The sequence below is a fragment of the Rhizobium sp. G187 genome (assembly GCF_051549525.1).
In the GTDB taxonomy this organism is placed as follows: Bacteria; Pseudomonadota; Alphaproteobacteria; order Rhizobiales; family Rhizobiaceae; genus Allorhizobium.
In genome coordinates this window covers 353,000-373,117 of record NZ_JBPUGM010000005.1, presented here as the reverse complement: position 1 = coordinate 373,117, position 20,118 = coordinate 353,000, and the positions used below count along the sequence as shown (strand labels likewise).

Genomic DNA, 20,118 nt, shown 5'->3' with positions numbered 1-20,118 from the left:
GTTCATTTCCGCGATCACACCCTTGAGGTTGCCGCGCAGGGTCTCGATCGTGTCGTTGATGAAGGCCTTTTTGCCCGGCAGCTGTTCGAGCGGTGCATCGAAGTTGCCTTCGCTGAACTCTTTCACCACCGCCATGGCCTTCTTCTTCACGGCGATATGGCTGCCTACGAGGTCGTTTACCTCTTGAGCAATCACGGCGATATCGCCCTTGAACACTGACGTCGGCACGACAACGTCGATATCGCCCTTTTCATGGGCTGCAGAGACATCGTCGATCGCCTTGCGCAAATCCGCGACGGGTGCCGTTGTGAGGTCAAGCAATTCGTTGACCATTGTCAGCAGTTCATGCGCTTCACCCGTCGCCGTCTGAAGGTTGGCACGACTGGCGATATTTCCCGTGGCCATGTTTTGCATCAGGCTGCGAATTTCAGCCATCGCCCAGGCCGCGCGAGATGTCTTTCTCATCTGATCTAGAACGGACATGCGGAATTTCCTCTTTCTGTTCTTTCGGTTCGCAACTGCTGGGCGAAACTCGGAGGTCAGGATTGATTGAATTGCCTGGACGGGCGGCCAAGCGCGTAGATTGCAAACAGATTTGGTACGATCACGAACTCGCCATCGCGCTTCACCAGGCACTCGATGAAGTCTGCGCGCCAGCGCATTCCGATGCTTGGCGGCGGCTCTCCCCGGGACCGTTGGAGCGAGGTCACTTCATGAACCTTGTCGGTGCGCACTCCGAGCAAGGTCGGCTCTCCGTCGATGTCGATTTCGATAACGATGATGCGGCTGTCGATGGTCGTCTGTGTCGCTTCCATGCCGAAAGCGAGCCTGATGTCAGTCAGCGGGATGACGCGGCCGCGAAAGTTGATCACGCTGCCGACGAAGTTGCGCGCGCCAGGCACGCTGGTTTCCGCGACGACGTCCATGATTTCGCGCACCAGTGTCGCCGCAATCGCGAACAATTCACCGTTGAGGCTGAAGGTCAGGACAGCCAGGTCCTCCTCACTCCAGATGCTGGCTGTAGTCTTCCTGTCGATCGCGATGTTCATGCTATTGCCCGCAACTGCGCCTCCTGTTGCTGCCCTGCGCTGACGATCTGAGCTACATCAAGGATGAGGGCGACGCTGCCGTCACCGAGGATGGTGGCGCCGGAGAAGGTCGTCACGTCATGGTGCAGCTTCGACATTGACTTGATGACCGTCTGGTGGTCGCCAATGATCTGGTCGACAACGAGTCCCACCCGCTCGTTGCCGGTCGAGATCACAACCATCTTCTGGTAAGTGTCCGGCGGCGTGCTGGTGTTGAAGACTTCCCTGAGCCGCAGAAACGGCACCAGGCTGTCACGCAGGGAGATGAAGCTGCGGCCCCGCGAGCGCTGATCTTCCTCGAGGGAGAGTTCGACGCACTCCTCGACGGCCGAAAGCGGAATGACGTAGTTTCCGGCCCCGACCCGGATCAGCAGTCCATCGATGATGGCGAGCGTCAGCGGAATGCGCAGGGAAATTTCAGACCCCTGGCCCGGCTCGCTCTTCACATCGATGATGCCGCGCAGGGTCTCCACTGTCTTCTTCACCACATCCATCCCGACGCCGCGTCCGGAAAGGCTGGTAATCTGCGCTGCGGTCGAAAAGCCCGGCTCGAAAATCAGCAGCATCAGTTCCTGATCGGTCAGTGGCTGACCCGGCGCGATCAATCCCGTGGATTCCGCCTTTGCCCGCACGCGGGCCCGGTCGATGCCACGGCCATCATCCTTGATGGCAATGATGACTTGCCCGCCGGACTGGCGAGCGGAAAGGGTCACCTTTCCTGCAACACTCTTGCCGGCAGCCAGTCGTTCGTCTGGTGGCTCAAGTCCATGATCAACCGAATTGCGAACCAGGTGAACCAGCGGGTCAGCAAGTCGTTCGATGACGGTCTTGTCGACCTCGGTTGTTTCACCGAGAGTTTCGAGCTCGATCGTCTTTCCAGTCTCGCGCGAAAGGTCGTGCACGAGGCGGCGAAAGCGAGCGAAAAGGCTGCCCACCGGCACCATTCGCAGACCCATCATCGTATCGCGCAGTTCTCCGGAAAGGCGCTCGACATCTTCGGACACCGAGCGAAGCATGACATCCGCGCTTGCATTGGCGAGCTGCGAAAGGCGTGACTGGGCAATCACCAACTCCCCGACCCGGTCCATCAGCTCATCAAGCCGTTCGGCTGGCACGCGCACGCTCTCGGCTGGTTTGCTACCTCGGTTGTCGGTGTTGGCGGCTACAGGTGCGGCTGCCTGCGGCGGCGCCTCCGGCATTGCAATCGGCGTCGGCTGCGGCTCTGTGGATACGGACGGCGCTTCGGGCTCTACCGCTTCAGGCGCTGCCTCGAATATCTCCGTCATCTCAAGCGACATCTCGTCGAGCACGAAGATGAACACGTCTTCAATTGCAGACTTGGGGACATTCCCGTGAAGGGTCACCGTCCAGCTGACATAGATTTCGGTTGGCTCAAGCGCTGGAAGATCGGGAATACGACTGGCATCGGCAATAACGGTGCATTCGCCGAGTTCGCGCAATTCATCCAGCAGACCAAGCGGATTGGTGCCATTGACCATGGCGCGAGGTGGCAGGCCGATCTTCAGGGTCCAGCCAATGCTCTTCTTGGACGTGGTCTCGGATGATGTCGGGATGGGATCAGCGCCCTTCTCGCCGGAAACGCCGTCCGGGGCTTCCGCCTTGCCGGATACCCCATTACCCGAAGCCCCCTCAATGGCCGCCTGAAGCTTGGCCAACAGCTCTTCGCCCGTTTCCTGCTGAACGTCATGCGGGCGATCGATCAGGGCTTTCATATGGCTCTGCGCATCCAGCACGGCCGAAACGAGCGCCGGCGTCGCCGGAACGCTGCCCTTGCGCACGGCGTCGAAGGCCGTTTCACAATGATGAGTAAAGGCTGCAAGCGCCTCGAAGCCAAACATGGCTCCCGAACCTTTGAGCGTATGCAGCCCACGGAAAACGGCATCGACCAAACCTTGGTTGGTGAGGTCGTTGTTCAGGTCGAGCAGGTTCAGCTCGATCTGTTCGAACAATTCCACCGCCTCGGTGCGGAAAACCTGAACCGGGTCGAGAGAACTCATCGTCCAAGGACCTTTCTGGCAATTTTCACCAGCTGATCGGAATCAAAAGGCTTCGTGATCCATCCTGTTGCACCGGCCGCCTTGGCCTGCGACTTGATCTCGCTGTCGGACTCGGTCGTGAGAAAGATGATCGGTGTTCCCGCATGCTTCGGTGAGCAGCGAAGGGCCTTGATCATCTCGATGCCGTTCATGTTCGGCATGTTGAGATCGGTGACGATCAGATCGAAAGCCCCTGACGTGGCCTTGGTCAGCCCGTCGCGGCCGTCGACCGCTTCTGTGACCTGATAGCCGGCATTCGTCAGGGCTATCTTGGTCGTCATGCGGATACTTGCGGAATCGTCAACAGTCAGGATCTGCGCAGTCATTGGATTGTCCCCTCATGAAACCAGAACGCCCGGCTTTCGGATGTCATGTCCGTGGTGAAGCCAGCCCGCTCCAGGACGCGCATGAGATTGGCGCTGGCGGGTGTTCTCATTGAAAATTGCTTGTCTTGGAGGGCAGCCGAAAGCCGCGCCGATTCCATCACCTGAATGAAGCTGAGATCTATCTCCGCATCCTCCGGAAGCGTGATCTCCAGCAAAGGCCGCGCTTCGAGCTCGCAGAGGAGCAATTCACGCAGTGTTGCGGCATGCGCAATCGTCAGGTTCTTGCCAACCTCCAGCGGTGCTGGAGCCGGTTCGTGAGCACTCTCTGTCACGCTGTTTCCTCCAACTTTTGCAGGCTTTGAGATCCCTGAAGCGGCGGCGTACTGCGCCATATGGCGACGGCATGCGGCGCGCTGTGCGGTGCAAGGCCGCCGCCGTTCAGGTCCTTCATCGGGGCAACGCTCATACCTCTCTCCCTGCAACCACTGATCCAGTTAGCAATTCATAACGTACTCACGTAACTGTTATCTTAATGACCCCAGCGGCGATCCGTTGCCGGATTTTGCCGTCGTAGCATGGTTGATTAGAGGTTAATTTCTCTTTGGCGCCCGGCAGGCGCCGGTTGTGTGGGATTGAGACAAGCGTCTCTGCGCTTGGCTTTCAAAGGCCATGAAAAGCCTTTGTGCGCAGGACTAAGGGCTTGAGAAGACGCAGATTTTAAACACTTATAGATTGCCGGTGCCCTGATCTCCATGCGTCGGTCTTGCAGACGGAAGAAGAGGTCCGCCGCGAAACGAAACTCGTCTCGTCCATCTCAAAACGAACCGCCCCGTTTCGAAATGATACAACTTATGATACCGGGACTGATGTGCGGGCCGGTCCGTTCACGCAAAAAAGAATCGCGGAGGAGAGAACCTGAAGCCTCCTGCTCTGTGTCCGGCCGCTCTGTTCATTGCGATTCGGAAGGAGTAAAAGGCTGAGGCAGAGACTGCCGGGCCGCCTCGGTGGTGCGCCGATCGTTTCGGCTGAGAGGCGTCTGTACGCCAAGAACATGGAACGGCTGCTGCACGGCCAATCCCTGCGTATCGAACCGGGTAAAGCAGGCGGCTTCGCCACCCAGTCTAGACAAGAGTGCGCCGGTGCAGAGGGCGCGCCTTTAGCTCAAGCGATCAAACGCGAACGGGGCACAGCTTTGCTTCGATCATGAAGCGGCACGCGCCGGAGCATCTCCAACGCGAAACAGCGCGCGTTCTGTCGTGCCTTGTCCAGGTTGCTCACACGGCCTTCATCCAAAGTATAAAGTGTCCCGCCGATGTCAAAAATGTCGCGAAAGGCAGAACGCTCGATGATGGGCGTGTTCAGGACATCAACATTGCGCTGGGCAAGCAGCATTTTCACAGCCAGAAGCGCCCGCGTCGTCACCATGGAATTCACCCGTGTCAGCACAACGGAATGCGGCACTTGCAAATTAGCCTTCTCCTCAAGATACCGGAGAAGCTCGAGCACATTCGCCCCGCCCAGGGCATCCATGGCGCAGCCTTGGATCGGGATGAGGACATGGTCCGAAAGGCCGATTGCCTTGGGCAGTAGCGGACTTTGCGATCCGGGTAGATCCAGAATGAAATAGTCCGCCCTGCTCTTATTCTGGCTAATCTGCCGATTGACAGTGTCTGCAGTTACGTAAGGAATGACGTTGAGCCTCTCATCGACCGACGAAAGGCCATGCCACCGCGCGATCCACTGCTGCGGATCGGCATCGAGAATGGTCACCCGATAGCCCTGCTCAGCCAGCTCCGTGGCAAGCAGCAAAACGGCGGTCGTCTTTCCCGCACCGCCCTTGGTATTGGCAAAGGTAATCACAGGCATCGGCGTCACCTGACCGTTTGGGAGCGCCTTGCATAACATGGCGCTGCGCTGCACGTTGATGATGTGCTCGGAACAGTGTTGCCCGCCATGGTTAATCCGAGGTAAAGATGCGTTCAGATCAGGCAACTGCGTGAGAGCGAGTTCTTCCCGCCAGATGCTGACAGGCCCTGTGAGTAGCGGGCCAATAGCGCAATAGAGCCTCACGCAGAAACGAGCAGACAGTCTCCGGAACAACACCAGAGGACATGGATCACGCATATCAGCGTCTGGGATCGTGAGGCTTGGCCGCATTGCATCACTACTCCCCAGTGCGTGGTTGACGACATAGTCCTCCAATGTCCAGCACAATGGGCAATGCGAATGAGATCGGACCGAGCGATTGCCGGGCGCCCTGGAAGATCCAGGCTATCGGGTTATCACCAGTTGGGTCGAGCAACGCATGCGACAGAGACGGTTAAACACTCAGTCGCAGATCTGCTAAACAGGCCTCCCAAAAAAAGACGCACGCCCCTTCTGCGAATCGCTATTCTACCAGTATCCAGATTCGTTGCGCACAGTCGTGGAGGGCTAGGTGAAGCGATACGTTTACTCCGCGGCAGGGCAAGTTGTCCGAAGAACGCTGGATTGCCCCGCGCTCGACCAGAACGATCATGCGCGCCGTATGGTATCGCTGGCTGGCGTTTGCGCTGTGGCTGTCTTTACGCTTGGCGCGTCAGCGACCGGAGCCATGGTGTGGGAGCAGTTGCAAGCAGGTCAGGCCCCCATCGCGGAGGCCGACGCGTTACTGGCCGGAAACTGCTATTCTGAGCTTGATGTTCATCGGGCCATGCAGGCTGTACGTAAGAATTACGCCCAGATCATCACCATCGCCTGGCAATTGGAATTGCAATCAAAAGCAAGCTAGGCTCAGCGGCAGCGCTTAACACGCTGGGCGAATATACAGCACCTCAACTGGACCCATAGTCCTTGTACGGGCTCGCCGATCGGCTTTAGGTTTTTCATCTGGCAGTTGCGGACGCAAAACCGCTTCTTACCTTTGCTGGACTTTGCTTTAGAGCCGTTTTCATGACACGCAGGATGTTGCGGATAGTTGCTTTTCGCAGTTCTGGGCGTCCTGCAGCAGCTTTGCCAGCCAATCGACGAAGACCCGCACCTTGTTGCTGAGGTGACGTGTTTGCGGATAGACGATGTAGAGTGGGATCGGGTCACGCGGCCAGTCCGGCAAGATCTCGACCAGCTCCCCCCGATCCACCGCATCCCGAACCGTGAAAGCAATAGCCTGGGCGATACCAATGCCGGCAACCGCCGCTGCAACATAGCTTCTGAATTCGTTGACTGAAGTGACATAGTCCAGCTGCACCTGGACTTCCTCGTCGTCGCGACGAAACTCCAGCGGAAACACTCGTCCTTCATAGGCCTTCATGTAACCGACACCGAAATGGCCCGTCTCAAGGTCGCGAGGATGCGTGGGAACGCCCATTTTTTGCAGATAACGGGGGGAGGCATAGGTGCGCAGCTCAAGGTCTGCCACCTTGCGGGCGACGAGAGACTGGTCGCTCGGCGTGCCCGCCCGCAAGGCACAATCGATGTTCTCTGCAATGTAGTCGACGATCCTGTCACCGATGTCGAATTCCAGCTGGATTTGGGGATACCGCGTATGGAAATCACACATGGCCGGCATGATGATGCGGTCGGCAAATGCTCCCGACAGCGCGACCCGCACTTTGCCGGATGGCTGTGCCTGTGAACTCGACAGGCTCCCATCCAGTTCATCGAGTTCAGACAAAAGGCGCGAGGCGCGCTCGTAATACAAGGCGCCATCGGTCGTGACCACGACCTGACGGGTCGTGCGGTTGAGTAGCTTCGTCCCCAGATGCGCTTCAAGCGCCTGAACCGATGTGGTGACCGTGGTTTTGGGCATCTTCAGAGAAGTCGCAGCCTTGGAAAAATTGCCGGTTTCTACGACCCGCGTGAAAACGCGCATTGCCGAAAGCTGGTCCATGTCGTCTACCTTGTTCAGAAATCGAGTTATTATCCCGTTTTGCGGAATAGAGTTGCCAGAAATTTGGATCTTGTGCGAACATTCAGGATAATAATATAAATACACAACAGAAGGAAGACGGCTTCCGTCTGCGATTGAAGAGCTGGCCCATGACGAGGCAATGGCAGAAGTCGGCCGAAGTGGAACTGAGCTTTCCTCTGGCCTTCCGGCTTTATGACGGGATGGGGACAATGCGGGCGCGACCGCTGGTTCTTTATCTCCGCGGCAATTCCTTCGGTGCCCGACCGAAACCGGAGTGCGATGCGCCTGCGGCGCTCGCCATGGCGGAGGCAGGTGCCATGGTCGTGGAAGCCGATTATGGAACGCCTTCGGGGAACACCTTTCCAGGGGCCCTTGAATGCGGATTCGAAGCGTTGAGACATCTATTGGCCAAGCGGAAGCGCTTTGCGAACAACCGGTCGCGGGTCCTTTTGGCTGGAGATGAGGCTGGCGGCAACATTGCGGCAAGCTTGGCGCTCAAAGCACGCGATGCAATGCCTGGTGAACTTGCAGGGCAGGTTCTGCTGTCACCCATGATCGATCCACGCATGGCGACGGCGTCCTTTCACCGTGCGGACGAAATCGGCATGCGAATACCCTGGTCGAACGGCTGGAGCCACTATCTGGCGTCAGCCTGTGGTTACCAGCACCCCTATGCGGCACCCTGCCTCTGTTCGCGGCTGGCAGATGTCGCTCCGGCCCTGATCGTGACTTCGGATGACGATCCGCTGCGCGATGAGACACTAGACTATGCGGCACGTCTGCAGTCGGCGGGCGTGTCCGTGACCACCCGGATCCTTTCCGACGATTGCGGATGGACCGGCCTCTATGACGGGAAGAATGGCGGGTGGCACTCGCGCTTCTCGACAGAATTTTCGCAGTTCCTCGAGGGACTGCCTACCTGACGGCGGGCTACGGCCCGCCTCCCACCACATAGCGGTTCGTTTGAACCGAAGGAGACTGTCATGACCGCAAGGATCAGGAGCGCGGCCCTGTGGGGAACCGCGATCGCCACCGCATTGGCAATTGCCGGCGGCACGCTTTATTTTGACCAGTCTCGGGAAGCCCTTGCTGCGGCTCCCGAAGTCGCAGCCGCCGCGCCGGCCATCCCGGTTACGGTGAGCACAGTCCAGCCGCGTACAGTCAATGTCTGGCGCGACTTTTCGGGAAGACTGGAAGCCGTTGATCGGGTGCAAATTCGCGCGAGAGTGGCCGGCGCCATCCAGTCCGTACATTTCCGTGAAGGTGGCCTGGTCAACCAGGGCGACCTGCTGGTGACAATCGATCCTGAATCCTACCGAGCTATCGTGGACCGCGCCCGCGGCGACGTGACATCGGCCGAGGCGAGGCTTGACCTCGCCAAGACAGAGTTAGATCGCGGAACAGCGCTCCTTTCTCGCAACACGATTTCGCAAAGCGATCTCGCGCAGCGTCAGAGCACCCATGCATCCGCCATCGCGGCCCTCCAGTCAGCGAAAGCGGCACTGCGATTGGCAGAGCTTGATCTCGCCTATACCGAAATCCGGGCCCCCATCGCCGGTCGGGTCGGCCAGTTGGAGGTGACGGTCGGCAATCTGGTTGCTGCCGGTCCCTCTTCTCAAGCGCTTACCACGCTGGTGTCAGTTAACCCGATCTATGCCGGGTTCACCATCGAAGAAGACTATCTGCAGCAAATCCTGGCCTCCCTGCCCCCGACAGATAGCCTGACGGGTCTGGACAATATTCCCGTCGAAGCGACGACCGGGGAAGGGCAGACACCGATTAAGGGCCGGCTGCAACTGATCAACAACGAGATCGACGCGTCGACCGGAACGATCCGCGTTCGCGCCGTCTTCGACAATCCTGACGGTCGCCTCATCCCAGGACAGTTCGTCCGCATCCGCATGGGCCAGACGGAGGCACGCGATAGACTGATGATCAGTGAGCGTGCCGTTGGTACGGACCAGGACAAGAAGTTCGTGTTCGTCGTTGATGCCGGCAATACCGTCGCTTATCGCCAGGTTGAGCTTGGTGCACTGGTCGACGGTGAGCGGATTGTCGAGAAGGGTTTGAATGCGGGTGACCGCATCGTGATCAGCGGCCTCCAGCGGATCCGCCCTGGCGCCGTCGTCGCGCCGCAGGATCAGACGGCGCTGAAGAACTGACATTTACCGGGCAGCACCCAGAGCCGTTCGAACAATCCTTTCCAAGAGACGTGCCATTCCCCGCGCCACAATCGCGGGGACCACTCTTTCCTTGTCCTCCGTAAGGGCTTTCGCCATGAATTTTTCCCGTTTCTTTGTCGACAGACCCGTCTTTGCCGGTGTGCTATCGATCCTGATTGTCGTTGCTGGTCTGATTGGCCTGCGCGCATTGCCGATTTCGGAATATCCGGAAGTCGTACCGCCTTCGGTCGTTGTGCGCGCTGTCTACCCTGGCGCTAACCCAACCGTCATCGCAGAGACCGTCGCGACACCGCTTGAGGAACAAATCAATGGCGTTGAAGACATGCTTTACATGTCGAGCCAGGCGACCTCCGATGGCGTCCTGACCCTGACCGTCACGTTCCGCCTGGGCACCGATCCGGACAAGGCGCAGCAGCTGGTGCAGAACCGCGTTTCACAGGCCGAACCACGACTGCCCGCAGAAGTGCGGGCACTGGGCGTGACCACCGTGAAGAGTTCACCGGACTTGATGATGGTGGTTCACCTCGTTTCGACCGGCGACCGCTACGATCTGACCTATCTGCGCAACTACGCCACGCTGAACATCAAGGACCGCCTCGCCCGCATCGATGGCGTCGGCCAGGTGCAGGTCTTCGGTGCTGGTGACTATTCCATGCGGATCTGGCTCGATCCGCAAAAGGTGGCGGAGCATGGTCTGGCCGCCAGCGATATCACCAATGCCATTGCCCAGCAGAATGTTCAGGCTGCAGCCGGTACGATTGGTGCGTCTCCGTCGCTGGCTGGCGTGGATCTGCAACTCAACGTGAATGCTCGCGGCAGGCTCCAGACGCCGGAGGAATTCGGTGCAATCGTCGTGAAGACCGGCGAAAGCGGTGAAATCACGCGACTGCAAGATCTCGCGCGGATCGAGCTCGGTGCCGCCGATTACTCGCTGCGCTCGTTGCTCGATGGTCAACCGGCCGTCGCCATCCCCATCTTCCAGGCACCGGGTTCCAACGCCATTGCCATTTCGGATGCAGTCCAGCAGACGATGAGCGACCTCCAGTTGGCCATGCCGGATGGCGTACGCTACGAGATCGTCTACGATACGACGGAATTCGTCCGCTCCTCGATCGACAAAGTGGTCGACACACTGCTTGAAGCCGTCGCTCTGGTCGTCCTCGTGGTCATCCTGTTCCTGCAGACCTGGCGCGCGTCCATTATTCCGCTGATTGCCGTTCCCGTCTCGATCATCGGCACGTTCGCAGTCATGTATGCCTTTGGCTTCTCCATCAACGCCCTCACACTGTTCGGCCTGGTGCTTGCAATCGGTATCGTCGTCGATGACGCGATTGTCGTGGTCGAGAATGTCGAGCGCAACATCGAGAACGGGCTTTCACCGAGGGAGGCTACCTACCGCGCCATGCGGGAAGTGTCCGGCCCGATCATCGCGATCGCGCTGGTGCTTGTCGCAGTTTTCGTGCCGCTTGCCTTCATCACCGGCCTCTCCGGTCAGTTCTATCGTCAGTTCGCGCTCACCATTGCCATTTCGACGGTGATCTCGGCGATCAATTCGCTGACCTTGTCGCCAGCTCTGGCTGCCCTTCTCCTGAAGGACCATCACGCGCCCAAGGATCTCGCTACCCGCGTGATGGACAGGGTACTTGGCTGGTTCTTCCGTGGCTTCAACCGGGCCTTCGGCGCGGCATCAAACGGGTACGGACGTACGGTCAGCGGACTTTTGGGCCGCAAGAGCATGGTCATGGTTCTCTACATGGCACTGGTCGCCGCGACCTATGGCATGTTCAGCGCAGTGCCGGGCGGTTTCGTACCCGCACAGGACAAGCAGTATCTCATCGGCTTTGCCCAATTGCCCGACGGAGCCACGCTGGACCGAACGGAAGAGGTCATTCGACGCATGAGCGCGATTGCACTGGAAGAGCCCGGCGTCAAGAATGCCCTCGCCTTCCCTGGCCTGTCGATCAACGGCTTCACCATCGGCTCCAATGCCGGCATCGTCTTTGCCGTGCTCGACGATTTCAGCGAGCGTCAGGATCCCGCCCTTTCCGGCGGAGCTATCGCCATGGCCTTGAACCAGAAATTCGCCGCGATTGACGGTGCCTTCATTGCCATGTTCCCGCCGCCGCCGGTCAATGGCCTTGGTTCCACGGGCGGCTTCAAGCTGCAGATCGAGGACCGGGCGGGCTTTGGCTATCAGACGCTCGACGAGACCACCAAAGCCGTTCTTGCCAAGGCCTATCAGACACCGGAACTGGCCGGCATCTTCTCGAGCTTCCAGGTCAACGTGCCCCAGCTTTTCGCCGATCTCGATCGTGTAAAGGCACAACAGCTCGGCGTCTCCGTCACCGATGTCTTCCAGACTCTGCAAATCTATCTCGGTTCGCTCTACGTCAACGACTTCAATGCGTTTGGCCGGACATTCAGCGTCCGCGTACAGGCAGACGCACAGTATCGCGCCAAACCTGAGGATATCGGGCAGCTGAAGGTGCGATCGCAGTCCGGCGAGATGATCCCTCTTTCGGCGCTGCTGAAGGTGGACGCTTCCACCGGGCCGGAGCGAACCACCCGCTACAACGGCTTCCTGGCAGCCGATATCAATGGTGGCCCGGCACCCGGCTTTTCCTCCGGTCAGGCTGAAGCTGCCATGGAGAAGATTCTCAAGGAAACCATGCCGGCCGGTATCGATTTCGAATGGACCGACCTCACCTACCAGCAGATCCTTGCTGGCAACTCAAGCATCGTCGTCTTCCCGCTGGCGCTGCTGCTCGTCTATCTCGTGCTTTCCGCGCAATATGAAAGCCTGACGCTCCCCCTGTCGATCATCATGATCGTGCCGATGGGCGTGCTCGCAGCTTTGACTGGCGTCTGGTATACGGGTGGTGACAACAACATCTTCACCCAGATCGGCCTTGTGGTCCTTGTCGGCCTGTCGGCGAAGAACGCGATCCTGATCGTGGAGTTCGCCCGAGAGTTGGAGTTCGAAGGCCGGACCCCATTCCAGGCGGCAGTGGAATCAAGCCGTCTCAGACTGCGGCCAATCCTGATGACCTCGATGGCCTTCATCATGGGCGTCATTCCGCTGGTCATCTCGACGGGTGCCGGTTCGGAAATGCGTGCCGCCATGGGTGTGGCGGTTTTCTCCGGCATGATCGGGGTCACCTTCTTCGGGATTTTCATGACACCGGTATTCTACCTGCTTGCACGGCTTCTCACCGGCAACAGACCCTTGCGAAAGCAGGGCGCGGCGGCAGGCCAACAGGAAGGCGACCACATGATCGCCTGATGCACCAAGGTTGAGGAAACGACATGTCGGAAGGCCACGGATCCTGTCGGCGTCGTTGCCCTCAGCCGTCTGGCTTTGGCAAGTGTCATCCGCTGTCGAGTGAGCAGCGGATGACTGATGGCAACTCAAAGCATTGCTTCTGCTTCGATCTCGACTTCGTAGTCGCCGACCAGGGCACCGGCTTCAATCAACGTGTTCGCCGGAAGAACTTCAGAGAAGAAGCGACCATGGGCACGAGAGACAGGCTCCCACTTTGAGGCGTCCTTGAGATAGATGCGTGTGCGGACGACATCCTCCCTCTTGCCACCGAGGGCGGAGATGGAAGCCGCGATCTTGTCGAGAATATAGGTTGCCTGAGCGCCCGCATCACCGGGAGCGACGCAGCGATCCGTGCCATGGGTCGCCGTCGTCCCTGAAACCAGGATCCTGTCACCGATGCGCACCGCCCGGCTGTAACCGGCGAGCGGCTCCCATATACTGCCGGAAGAAACACGCATGCGATCTTCCCGGCCGGGCACGGCGACGGCATTATAGACGGACGGGATCGCATCGAGGTGGTGACTGAGGTCGCCGGATGCCGTCAGAAAAGGAGGCTTTCGATATTCATCGCCGCAGTCGCCCGGAATTGGGGTGGCTTCGGCAAAGGCGCTAGTGAGCAGAGACTGATCATCTGCATCCAACTCAAAGGTGAACACCTTGAGATTGTCGTTGCGATGTTCGTTCTCCCCCAGCCGCGCCCCGATGATCGTGGCGGCCACTGCCGGATGGTCGAGAACCCATCGGCTGGCAACGTTCGAGATCGAGACATTGTGCTTGCGGGCAATCGTCGATGCCGCCCGGAGAATACCCTGATAAACGCTCCATCCACCGGCCGTATCGATGAAGCGTTTGTATTTCGAGCGGCTCCAGTCTTCGATTGAAACGGGCTCTGACTGACCGAGCCACTTCTCCGACAGGAAGCCGCCGCAAAGCGTGCCATAGGCCAGCAGCTTCACGTCGCGCTTGAGGCAAAGGGAAGACAAATCGCCGGCGGCGCGCCTGTCGATCAGGGAGAAGGAAACCTGGTTGCTGGCGATCTCGATCCCGTCTGACAGTGCGAGGTTCAAATGGGCAGCGTCGAAATTGGTGAGGCCGAGGGCGCCGATCAGGCCTTCCTCCTTCATCGCCTGCATTTCATGAAGCGCATCGAGCCAGGCGGGATGTTCAAATGTCCACCAATGGAACTGCAATAGGTCGACCTTGTCGACACCCAGGCGGGCAAGCCTGTCCTCCACCCCTCGGCGCACCACATCGCGGGTCATCGGACCTGGCTCCGGGCACCATTTGGTGAAGGCCACCGGTCGCCTTCCCTCCCCTGAGCAACGCTTCAAGAGATGCCCGGTGATGATCTCCGCCGATCCATAGTGATCGGCCATGTCGAAACTGTCGAACCCGGCTTCCGCATAGGCCTGAAGGGCATCAGCTCCCTGCTCCGGATCGACCGTGGCACCGTTCTTTTCGATATCAGCAACCTGCCAAAGACCGCAGACGAGACGGCTGATCGATAGATCCGGTGTTAGCGTGATGCGTTCGGGATGCTGGGACACGGAGATCATTCCTCGACAGTCAGGGTTGTTTGTGGCGGTTCAGGCGGGCAAGCGGGCTCACCTCGCCGAACAGGCCGCGCGGACGCAGCAGGAGCATGAGGCAGAGCCCGACGCCGATGGCGACGATCTGCAAGGCGGCGGCCCGTGCCTGCTCCTCAGGTGGCACGAAGGCGGATACGGCAGCCGCCGTCAGAGCCCAGAGCCCCCAGACGAGAATGGCACCGGCAATCGCACCGCGATTGTTGCCGGAGCCGCCGACGATCAACATCGCCCAGACCTGGAAGGTGAGGATGGGCAAGTAGTTGTCGGGCGCAATGAAGCCAATGAAGTGGGCCTGAGCGGCCCCTGCAAGGCCCATGATGGCCCCGCCGACGGTAAAGGCCTGCAAGCGAAAGCGGACAGGCCGCTTGCCGAGTGCCTGCGCGGCCACCTCATCTTCGCGGATCGCCCGCAAGACGCGTCCCCAGGGGCTGCGCGACAAATGCTGCAGCCCGAGATAGAGGGCCAAGACAACGAGGGCCATCAGGCCGCAATTGGCGAGACTGAAGAGCAGCGCATTGCCTTGCAAGTCAGCGAAGGGGCGTGGAATGAAGCCGATCCCGAAGGCTCCGCCGGTGACACTTTGCAGGTTGAGCATGCAGAGCTGGACAGTGACGGCGACGCCGAAGGTTGCGATGGCGAGGTAGTCGGATCTCAGTCGAATCGTCAGCGCGCCGACAGCCCAGGAAAGCGCACCTGAGACGATCGCCGCTCCCAGCCACCCAACGGCAATCGGCATTCCGAAGCCGCCAAAGCGCTCTGCCGTGTCCGGCGTCGTCAGGATTGCCGAGGTATAGGCGCCGACCGCGACAAAAGCGGCTATGCCGACATTGAACAGTCCCGTCATGCCCCACTGAACATTCAGCCCCAGGCAGATGATTGCATAGGTGAAGGCCATGGTGAGGAAGAAGGCGCCATAGGCGATAAGATCGATGCTCATGTCGCTTTTCCAAACAGGCCGCGGGGGCGGACGAGAAGAACCGCAATCAGGATGGCAAAGGACACCGCCGCCCGCCATTCGGCCCCGATGAGCTGGACCGTGAAGGCTTCGGACAGGCCGATGAACAGGCCCGCGATCATGGCGCCCGGAACCGATCCGATACCGCCGAGAATGGCGGCCGCAAACAGCGGCAGCAGGAGGTCATGGCCCAGATAGGGGCGGATCTGGATGATCAGGCCGCTCATGATGCCGGCGATGCAGGCGAGCGCGGCCCCAAGGAACCACGCGGTGCGAATAACGCGGCGGACATCGATCCCGGCGATGCCAGCAAGGCCGGGATTTTCGCTGACAGCGCGCATGGCCCGGCCGATATCGGTCCGCGTCATGACGATATGGACGGTAATCACCGAGATAACTGCGACTGCCAGCATGGCCAGCTGGTCAGGTGTTGCTCTGAGGCCACCTCCGAGTTTCATGGCAATCTGCAGCGCCTGGCTGAAATAGGCGGGTTTCGACGTGAAAAGGAACTCGAGCAGGCTGCGCAGGGCAAGCGACGCACCAAAGCTTGCCATGACCATGATGATAATGGCGCTGCCGCGCCGCCGGAAGCTCGAAAACAGTGCGGCGTCCACAGCAAGTGCAAGCAACCCCGTCAAGGCGACGGCAAGCACGGCTGCGATCGGCAGCGACCAACCGAAGGAGAACGGCCCAATCGGCGTGGTGAGCCCTGCCGCCATGGCGCCAAGCGCACTGCTGATACCGAGCGCGAGATAAGCACCCCAGGATAGAAGCTCCCCATGCGCAAAATTGGAAAAGCGCAGGATCGAATAGGTGAGTGTCACGCCAACCGCGCCGAGGCCAATGATCGCCCCGGCAATAAGGCCGTCCATCAGGAATTGCGGGTTCATGGCGCCACCTCACTGGCTGCGCGCCCGGTCGTGCCGAGATAGATTTTGCCGATGAGGGGATCATCGGCGAGATCGGCAGGTGTCCCTTCGTGGCGGATCTGCCCTTCGGCCAGAATGACGGCGCGATCGGCAATCGCCATGGCCGCCTTCACGTTCTGCTCGACCAGGACGATCGTCACGCCCTCGCTATTGATGCGCCTGAGCATGGAAAAGACTTCACCGACGATCTTGGGTGAGAGGCCGGCAGACGGCTCGTCAAGGATGAGTACTGGCGGATCAAGCGCCAGCGCGCGCGCCACCGCCAGCATCTGCCGCTGACCACCAGACAGCGCGCCGGCCAATCGCTTTGGCTTGACGGCGAGGTCGGGAAAGCGGGTCAACATCGTCTCGATGGCGAGATTACGCTCGGATTTCGGAAGAAGAGCCACGGCGATCTGGAGGTTTTCCAGAATGCTCATGCTGGCAAAGACATTGTCCGTCTGCGGCACGAAAGCCAGACCTTCGGCCAGTTTGCGGTGCGGAGCGACATCCGTGATGTCCCGGCCTGCCAGATGGATCCGTCCCGAATGCACAGGCACCATGCCGGCAATCGCCTTGACGAAAGTGGATTTGCCAGCGCCGTTCGGACCCAAGAGGATGACCAGCTCGCCCTTTGCAACGGCAAAATCCACGCCGCGAACGATGGGGAGGTCCGGTTCATAACCCGCGACCAGCGCGGAGGTTGCAAGCACGATATCGGTCATGCGCCACCGCCAAGATAGGCGTCAACAACTGCGGGGTCGGCGGAAACGTCAGCGGGCGATCCTTCCGCGAGCAGTTTGCCGAGTGCCATGGCCACCACCCGCGAGCATAGCCGCGATATCATGTCCATGTTGTGTTCGATCAGAAGTATGGACTTGCCCTGTGCGTTGAGTGCGACCACCCGTTCCGTGATGACTTCGAGCAAAGCGGGGTTCACGCCGGCCGCCGGTTCATCGAGCAGTATCACCTGCGGGTCCGCCATCAGGACACGGGCCAGTTCGAGAAGCTTGCGTTGTCCGCCGGAGAGCACGCGGGCGGGCTCGTGGGCAAGCCTTGAAAGTGTGACAAATTCGAGGAGACTACGCGCCTTTTCAAGCGCCGCCTTCTCTTCGCGCCGCACGCGGCCCGGCGTGAGGAAATTGGCAAACAAGCGTTCGCCCGTCTGCTTTTGAGCGCCGACCAGCAGGTTTTCGAGCACGCTCATTTCGAGAAAGGGGCGCGGGATCTGGAAGGTCCGGGCGACCCCATGGCAGATACGCTGCTCCGGGGCTTCGCCTGACACTTCCCGCCCTTCGACCCAGATCTCGCCGGAGCTCGGCTTGAGGCTGCCCGCGAGCAAATTGAACATGGTGGTTTTGCCGGCCCCATTCGGGCCGATCAGGCCCAGAATTTCCCCTGGCGCGAGTTGGAGCGACATGTCTGAAACCACCGTCAGCCCATCGAAATGCTTCGTCAGTTGCCGTGCTTCGACGGCAGGCGGTGCTGAGGCGCTGGGCAACGGTGCTGATGGTTGGGAACGCGCCGCAGTCATCTTCAAAAATGAGCCTTGATTTGATCGGTGATGTTTGATCAAACTTTACACGGACGCGAAAATCAACCGATATTTCCGGGAAATTTGGAGGCGGGAATGACGGATACGATTGGCCAGACGGATGACTTCCTCACGCCTGTCGGGCGTGAGACGTTGCAGGATCGCGTCTACGACCAGTTACGCCGCACATTGATCAACGGCGGCTTTGCCGCAGGCGACATGCTGCGGATCGTTGACATGGCAGATCGGCTGAAGACGAGCACCATGCCTGTGCGAGAAGCGCTGGGCCGGCTCGTCTCCGAACAAGCACTGGAAGCCCTGCCAAATCGCTCCGTCCGCGTGCCGCTGATTACCCGAGAACGCCTCGATGATCTGGAGCGTGCCCGCATCCTGATCGAGGGTCGTCTGGTAGCGCTCGCCTGTCACCGGCTGACGACAGAAGACTTGGAAAGCCTGAAGCAGACCAACCGGGATTGCGAGGCAGCTTTTGAGCGGCATGGCCAGGATGTTGGCCCGGTGACCTCCGAAATCAACCAGCGTTTCCATTTCCATATCTACCGTGCGGCCGGTTCGCAGGTGCTGATCCCGGTGGTGGAAAGCCTCTGGCTGCAGTCTGGTCCGGTGGTTCGCGCTGCCGCCCATATTCACGATGAGCAGGGCGGATTGGCTGCGACGAACCACCATTGGACACTGATCGCAGCGCTTGAGGCGCGCGATGAACCGGCTGCGGTCAATGCGCTTGCCAATGACATCGGACGCTCGTTCGATTTGGTCCGAGGGCGTCTCGACGCCGGCGAAGTAGCGGCGTGAGGGAGAGCATCGATGAGCGGCATTGACGACACATTCGAGCTCTTTGACCTGCGTGTCGAGGTGGTGATCCCGGAGGGGGGTGTCGTCTACTGCGGCGCAAAGCCCGGCGACTATTTCGAGCTGCATGGCGAGATGCTCTATCTTCCGCCGGGACAGGGACTGTCGATTTACTCCCTCGCCTCCGTCCTTCCCCTGCTCGCCGCCAAGCAGCGTCCGACTCATGCGCATGACTGGATGACGACGGATGCGGACATCGCCTGTCCAGATCCCAACTGCTCCAGCCGATTGAGAATCCGGCGAACTGGACTTCGCCGTTTCAGCCATGCCGCAACAACAGCCGTGCCCCTCGAAGGAAAAGAGTAAGATGCAGCGTATCTCCATCGCCCCCGGTTATGAGATCTCCCGCGTCATCCGCGGCGGATGGCAGCTGGCCGGTGGCCATGGTGCTATCGATGAAGAAATGGCCATTGAAGACATGGTGGCCTTCGCCGATGCGGGCATCACCACCTTCGACTGCGCAGACATCTACACCGGCGTGGAAGATCTGATCGGACGCTTCCGGCTGCGCTACCGCGACATCCGAGGCCAGGCCGCGCTCGACCGCATTCGCGTCCATACGAAGTTCGTACCCGATCTCGGCGTCCTGCCGATGATCACCAAGGCCTATGTGGAAGGCGTGATCGACACGTCACGCAAGCGCCTCGCCATGGAGCGCCTGAATCTCGTCCAGTTTCACTGGTGGGACTACGAAATGCCTGCCTGGCTTGAGACGCTCGGCTGGCTGAAGGAGCTTCAGAAAGATGGGCGGATCGACAAGATCAGCGCCACGAATTTCGACAGCGACCATGTTACGGCGATCCTCGAAGGCGGGATCCCGCTGACCTCGCTGCAACTGCAATATTCGCTTCTCGACCGGCGCCCGGAAAAGCGCATGGTCGACCTGGCGGCGCGCCACGACTTTGCGCTGTTCTGCTACGGCACGGTCGCCGGCGGCTTTCTTTCCGACCGCTGGCTCGGCAAACCCGAACCGGAGCATCCGCTCGAGAACCGTTCGCTGACCAAGTACAAGCTGATCATTGATGACCTCGGTGGCTGGGATCTGTTCCAGGCATTGCTGTCGACACTTCGCAAGGTGGCCGACCGCCATGCAACCGACATCGCAACGATTGCCAGCGCCGCCATGCTGCGCCGGCCCGGTGTGACGGCTGTCATTGTCGGCGCCCGCAATCGCGATCACCTCGCCTCCAACCTCGCCATCTCCAATGTCGTCCTCTCCGACGCCGACTTGGCGCAGATCGAGACCGCCCTCGCAGGTGCATGCGATCTGGAAGGCGACGTCTACACGCTTGAGCGGGACCGCACCGGGCGTCACGGCAGCATCATGAAATATAATCTCAACAAAGGGGAATGACATGAACAAGGGACACCAGATGAAAAGCCTCGTCCTGGCTTCAACC

Annotated in this window: 20 protein-coding genes and 1 pseudogene; 8 read left to right on the top strand and 13 right to left on the bottom strand. The window is 59.8% G+C overall.

What is annotated here, in order from left to right:
- Positions 1 to 33 precede the first annotated feature (33 nt).
- The 7 genes and pseudogenes from ACSV9I_RS16760 to ACSV9I_RS16730 all read right to left on the bottom strand — a co-directional run.
- A pseudogene (locus ACSV9I_RS16760) lies at positions 34 to 333 on the bottom strand (methyl-accepting chemotaxis protein); the annotation flags it as partial.
- A gap of 206 nt (positions 334 to 539) precedes the next feature.
- Positions 540 to 1,049 carry a chemotaxis protein CheW gene (locus ACSV9I_RS16755; RefSeq protein WP_054156149.1) on the bottom strand — a complete coding sequence of 170 codons (510 nt, stop codon included), beginning with the start codon at positions 1,047 to 1,049 and terminating at the stop codon, positions 540 to 542.
- Positions 1,046 to 3,106, bottom strand: a complete 2,061-nt coding sequence (locus tag ACSV9I_RS16750; RefSeq protein WP_438329989.1) for a chemotaxis protein CheA — start codon at positions 3,104 to 3,106, stop codon at positions 1,046 to 1,048. Before ACSV9I_RS16750 ends, ACSV9I_RS16755 begins: the two co-directional genes overlap by 4 nt.
- Positions 3,103 to 3,471: a response regulator gene (locus tag ACSV9I_RS16745; RefSeq protein ID WP_054156147.1), complete on the bottom strand. Its 369-nt coding sequence runs from the start codon at positions 3,469 to 3,471 to the stop codon at positions 3,103 to 3,105. Before ACSV9I_RS16745 ends, ACSV9I_RS16750 begins: the two co-directional genes overlap by 4 nt.
- Entirely contained in the window at positions 3,468 to 3,803 is a 336-nt protein-coding gene (locus ACSV9I_RS16740; protein WP_438329988.1) for an STAS domain-containing protein, read from the bottom strand. The genes ACSV9I_RS16745 and ACSV9I_RS16740 overlap by 4 nt, the downstream gene beginning before the upstream one ends.
- Positions 3,800 to 3,937, bottom strand: coding sequence for a hypothetical protein (locus ACSV9I_RS16735; RefSeq protein ID WP_438329987.1), 138 nt, complete (start codon positions 3,935 to 3,937; stop codon positions 3,800 to 3,802). Before ACSV9I_RS16735 ends, ACSV9I_RS16740 begins: the two co-directional genes overlap by 4 nt.
- Before the next feature lie 695 nt (positions 3,938 to 4,632).
- Positions 4,633 to 5,337: a ParA family protein gene (locus tag ACSV9I_RS16730; RefSeq protein ID WP_438330025.1), complete on the bottom strand. Its 705-nt coding sequence runs from the start codon at positions 5,335 to 5,337 to the stop codon at positions 4,633 to 4,635.
- Between the two features lie 571 nt (positions 5,338 to 5,908).
- On the opposite strand from ACSV9I_RS16730, the gene ACSV9I_RS16725 reads away from it, so the two are divergent.
- Positions 5,909 to 6,241 carry a hypothetical protein gene (locus ACSV9I_RS16725; RefSeq protein ID WP_438329986.1) on the top strand — a complete coding sequence of 111 codons (333 nt, stop codon included), beginning with the start codon at positions 5,909 to 5,911 and terminating at the stop codon, positions 6,239 to 6,241.
- A gap of 159 nt (positions 6,242 to 6,400) precedes the next feature.
- Here ACSV9I_RS16725 and ACSV9I_RS16720 read toward each other — a convergent pair whose 3' ends face one another.
- Positions 6,401 to 7,339 carry a LysR substrate-binding domain-containing protein gene (locus tag ACSV9I_RS16720; RefSeq protein ID WP_438329985.1) on the bottom strand — a complete coding sequence of 313 codons (939 nt, stop codon included), beginning with the start codon at positions 7,337 to 7,339 and terminating at the stop codon, positions 6,401 to 6,403.
- A gap of 149 nt (positions 7,340 to 7,488) precedes the next feature.
- Here ACSV9I_RS16720 and ACSV9I_RS16715 point away from each other — a divergent pair, with 149 nt between their 5' ends.
- The 3 genes from ACSV9I_RS16715 to ACSV9I_RS16705 all read left to right on the top strand — a co-directional run bounded on the left by ACSV9I_RS16715 (position 7,489) and on the right by ACSV9I_RS16705 (position 12,826).
- On the top strand, positions 7,489 to 8,283 hold the full coding sequence (locus ACSV9I_RS16715; RefSeq protein ID WP_438329984.1) for an alpha/beta hydrolase fold domain-containing protein: 795 nt from the start codon (positions 7,489 to 7,491) through the stop codon (positions 8,281 to 8,283).
- Between the two features lie 60 nt (positions 8,284 to 8,343).
- Positions 8,344 to 9,522: an efflux RND transporter periplasmic adaptor subunit gene (locus tag ACSV9I_RS16710; protein WP_438329983.1), complete on the top strand. Its 1,179-nt coding sequence runs from the start codon at positions 8,344 to 8,346 to the stop codon at positions 9,520 to 9,522.
- A gap of 115 nt (positions 9,523 to 9,637) precedes the next feature.
- Positions 9,638 to 12,826 carry an efflux RND transporter permease subunit gene (locus tag ACSV9I_RS16705; protein ID WP_438329982.1) on the top strand — a complete coding sequence of 1,063 codons (3,189 nt, stop codon included), beginning with the start codon at positions 9,638 to 9,640 and terminating at the stop codon, positions 12,824 to 12,826.
- Between the two features lie 125 nt (positions 12,827 to 12,951).
- Here ACSV9I_RS16705 and ACSV9I_RS16700 read toward each other — a convergent pair whose 3' ends face one another.
- Genes ACSV9I_RS16700 through ACSV9I_RS16680 form a run of 5 tightly spaced genes read right to left on the bottom strand, consistent with a single transcriptional unit; the run spans position 12,952 to position 17,737 of the window.
- Positions 12,952 to 14,421 carry an aldo/keto reductase gene (locus ACSV9I_RS16700; RefSeq protein WP_438329981.1) on the bottom strand — a complete coding sequence of 490 codons (1,470 nt, stop codon included), beginning with the start codon at positions 14,419 to 14,421 and terminating at the stop codon, positions 12,952 to 12,954.
- Between the two features lie 10 nt (positions 14,422 to 14,431).
- A complete protein-coding gene (locus ACSV9I_RS16695) occupies positions 14,432 to 15,391 on the bottom strand; it encodes a branched-chain amino acid ABC transporter permease (RefSeq protein WP_438329980.1) in 960 nt (319 codons plus the stop codon).
- Entirely contained in the window at positions 15,388 to 16,299 is a 912-nt protein-coding gene (locus tag ACSV9I_RS16690; RefSeq protein ID WP_438329979.1) for a branched-chain amino acid ABC transporter permease, read from the bottom strand. The genes ACSV9I_RS16695 and ACSV9I_RS16690 overlap by 4 nt, the downstream gene beginning before the upstream one ends.
- Positions 16,296 to 17,042 (bottom strand): ABC transporter ATP-binding protein, encoded by a 747-nt coding sequence (locus ACSV9I_RS16685; RefSeq protein WP_438329978.1) that lies wholly within the window; start codon positions 17,040 to 17,042, stop codon positions 16,296 to 16,298. Before ACSV9I_RS16685 ends, ACSV9I_RS16690 begins: the two co-directional genes overlap by 4 nt.
- Complete coding sequence (locus ACSV9I_RS16680; protein ID WP_438329977.1) at positions 17,039 to 17,737, bottom strand: ABC transporter ATP-binding protein; 699 nt, start codon at positions 17,735 to 17,737, stop codon at positions 17,039 to 17,041. Before ACSV9I_RS16680 ends, ACSV9I_RS16685 begins: the two co-directional genes overlap by 4 nt.
- Here ACSV9I_RS16680 and ACSV9I_RS16675 point away from each other — a divergent pair.
- From ACSV9I_RS16675 to ACSV9I_RS16660, 4 genes are all read left to right on the top strand, one after another.
- A complete protein-coding gene (locus tag ACSV9I_RS16675) occupies positions 17,736 to 17,870 on the top strand; it encodes a hypothetical protein (protein WP_438329976.1) in 135 nt (44 codons plus the stop codon). The two genes, ACSV9I_RS16680 and ACSV9I_RS16675, sit on opposite strands and share 2 nt — an antisense overlap.
- A gap of 77 nt (positions 17,871 to 17,947) precedes the next feature.
- Entirely contained in the window at positions 17,948 to 18,661 is a 714-nt protein-coding gene (locus ACSV9I_RS16670; RefSeq protein WP_438329975.1) for a GntR family transcriptional regulator, read from the top strand.
- Between the two features lie 12 nt (positions 18,662 to 18,673).
- Positions 18,674 to 19,024 carry a TIGR04076 family protein gene (locus ACSV9I_RS16665; protein ID WP_438329974.1) on the top strand — a complete coding sequence of 117 codons (351 nt, stop codon included), beginning with the start codon at positions 18,674 to 18,676 and terminating at the stop codon, positions 19,022 to 19,024.
- A 1-nt stretch (position 19,025) separates the two neighbouring features.
- Positions 19,026 to 20,072 carry an aldo/keto reductase gene (locus ACSV9I_RS16660; RefSeq protein ID WP_438329973.1) on the top strand — a complete coding sequence of 349 codons (1,047 nt, stop codon included), beginning with the start codon at positions 19,026 to 19,028 and terminating at the stop codon, positions 20,070 to 20,072.
- Positions 20,073 to 20,118: the final 46 nt, after the last annotated feature.

What these genes read in the sequence shown, in the direction of transcription:
- ACSV9I_RS16755 (WP_054156149.1), bottom strand. Translation starts at nt 1,049, where the DNA reads ATGAACATCGCGATCGACAGGAAGACTACAGCCAGCATCTGGAGTGAG.
- ACSV9I_RS16735 (WP_438329987.1), bottom strand. Translation starts at nt 3,937, where the DNA reads ATGAGCGTTGCCCCGATGAAGGACCTGAACGGCGGCGGCCTTGCACCG.
- ACSV9I_RS16665 (WP_438329974.1), top strand. Translation starts at nt 18,674, where the DNA reads ATGAGCGGCATTGACGACACATTCGAGCTCTTTGACCTGCGTGTCGAG.
- ACSV9I_RS16705 (WP_438329982.1), top strand. Translation starts at nt 9,638, where the DNA reads ATGAATTTTTCCCGTTTCTTTGTCGACAGACCCGTCTTTGCCGGTGTG.
- ACSV9I_RS16690 (WP_438329979.1), bottom strand. Translation starts at nt 16,299, where the DNA reads ATGAACCCGCAATTCCTGATGGACGGCCTTATTGCCGGGGCGATCATT.
- ACSV9I_RS16750 (WP_438329989.1), bottom strand. Translation starts at nt 3,106, where the DNA reads ATGAGTTCTCTCGACCCGGTTCAGGTTTTCCGCACCGAGGCGGTGGAA.
- ACSV9I_RS16680 (WP_438329977.1), bottom strand. Translation starts at nt 17,737, where the DNA reads ATGTCGCTCCAACTCGCGCCAGGGGAAATTCTGGGCCTGATCGGCCCG.
- ACSV9I_RS16745 (WP_054156147.1), bottom strand. Translation starts at nt 3,471, where the DNA reads ATGACTGCGCAGATCCTGACTGTTGACGATTCCGCAAGTATCCGCATG.
- ACSV9I_RS16670 (WP_438329975.1), top strand. Translation starts at nt 17,948, where the DNA reads ATGACGGATACGATTGGCCAGACGGATGACTTCCTCACGCCTGTCGGG.
- ACSV9I_RS16675 (WP_438329976.1), top strand. Translation starts at nt 17,736, where the DNA reads ATGTCTGAAACCACCGTCAGCCCATCGAAATGCTTCGTCAGTTGCCGT.
- ACSV9I_RS16700 (WP_438329981.1), bottom strand. Translation starts at nt 14,421, where the DNA reads ATGATCTCCGTGTCCCAGCATCCCGAACGCATCACGCTAACACCGGAT.
- ACSV9I_RS16695 (WP_438329980.1), bottom strand. Translation starts at nt 15,391, where the DNA reads ATGAGCATCGATCTTATCGCCTATGGCGCCTTCTTCCTCACCATGGCC.
- ACSV9I_RS16660 (WP_438329973.1), top strand. Translation starts at nt 19,026, where the DNA reads ATGCAGCGTATCTCCATCGCCCCCGGTTATGAGATCTCCCGCGTCATC.
- ACSV9I_RS16715 (WP_438329984.1), top strand. Translation starts at nt 7,489, where the DNA reads ATGACGAGGCAATGGCAGAAGTCGGCCGAAGTGGAACTGAGCTTTCCT.
- ACSV9I_RS16720 (WP_438329985.1), bottom strand. Translation starts at nt 7,339, where the DNA reads ATGGACCAGCTTTCGGCAATGCGCGTTTTCACGCGGGTCGTAGAAACC.
- ACSV9I_RS16730 (WP_438330025.1), bottom strand. Translation starts at nt 5,337, where the DNA reads ATGCCTGTGATTACCTTTGCCAATACCAAGGGCGGTGCGGGAAAGACG.
- ACSV9I_RS16710 (WP_438329983.1), top strand. Translation starts at nt 8,344, where the DNA reads ATGACCGCAAGGATCAGGAGCGCGGCCCTGTGGGGAACCGCGATCGCC.
- ACSV9I_RS16685 (WP_438329978.1), bottom strand. Translation starts at nt 17,042, where the DNA reads ATGACCGATATCGTGCTTGCAACCTCCGCGCTGGTCGCGGGTTATGAA.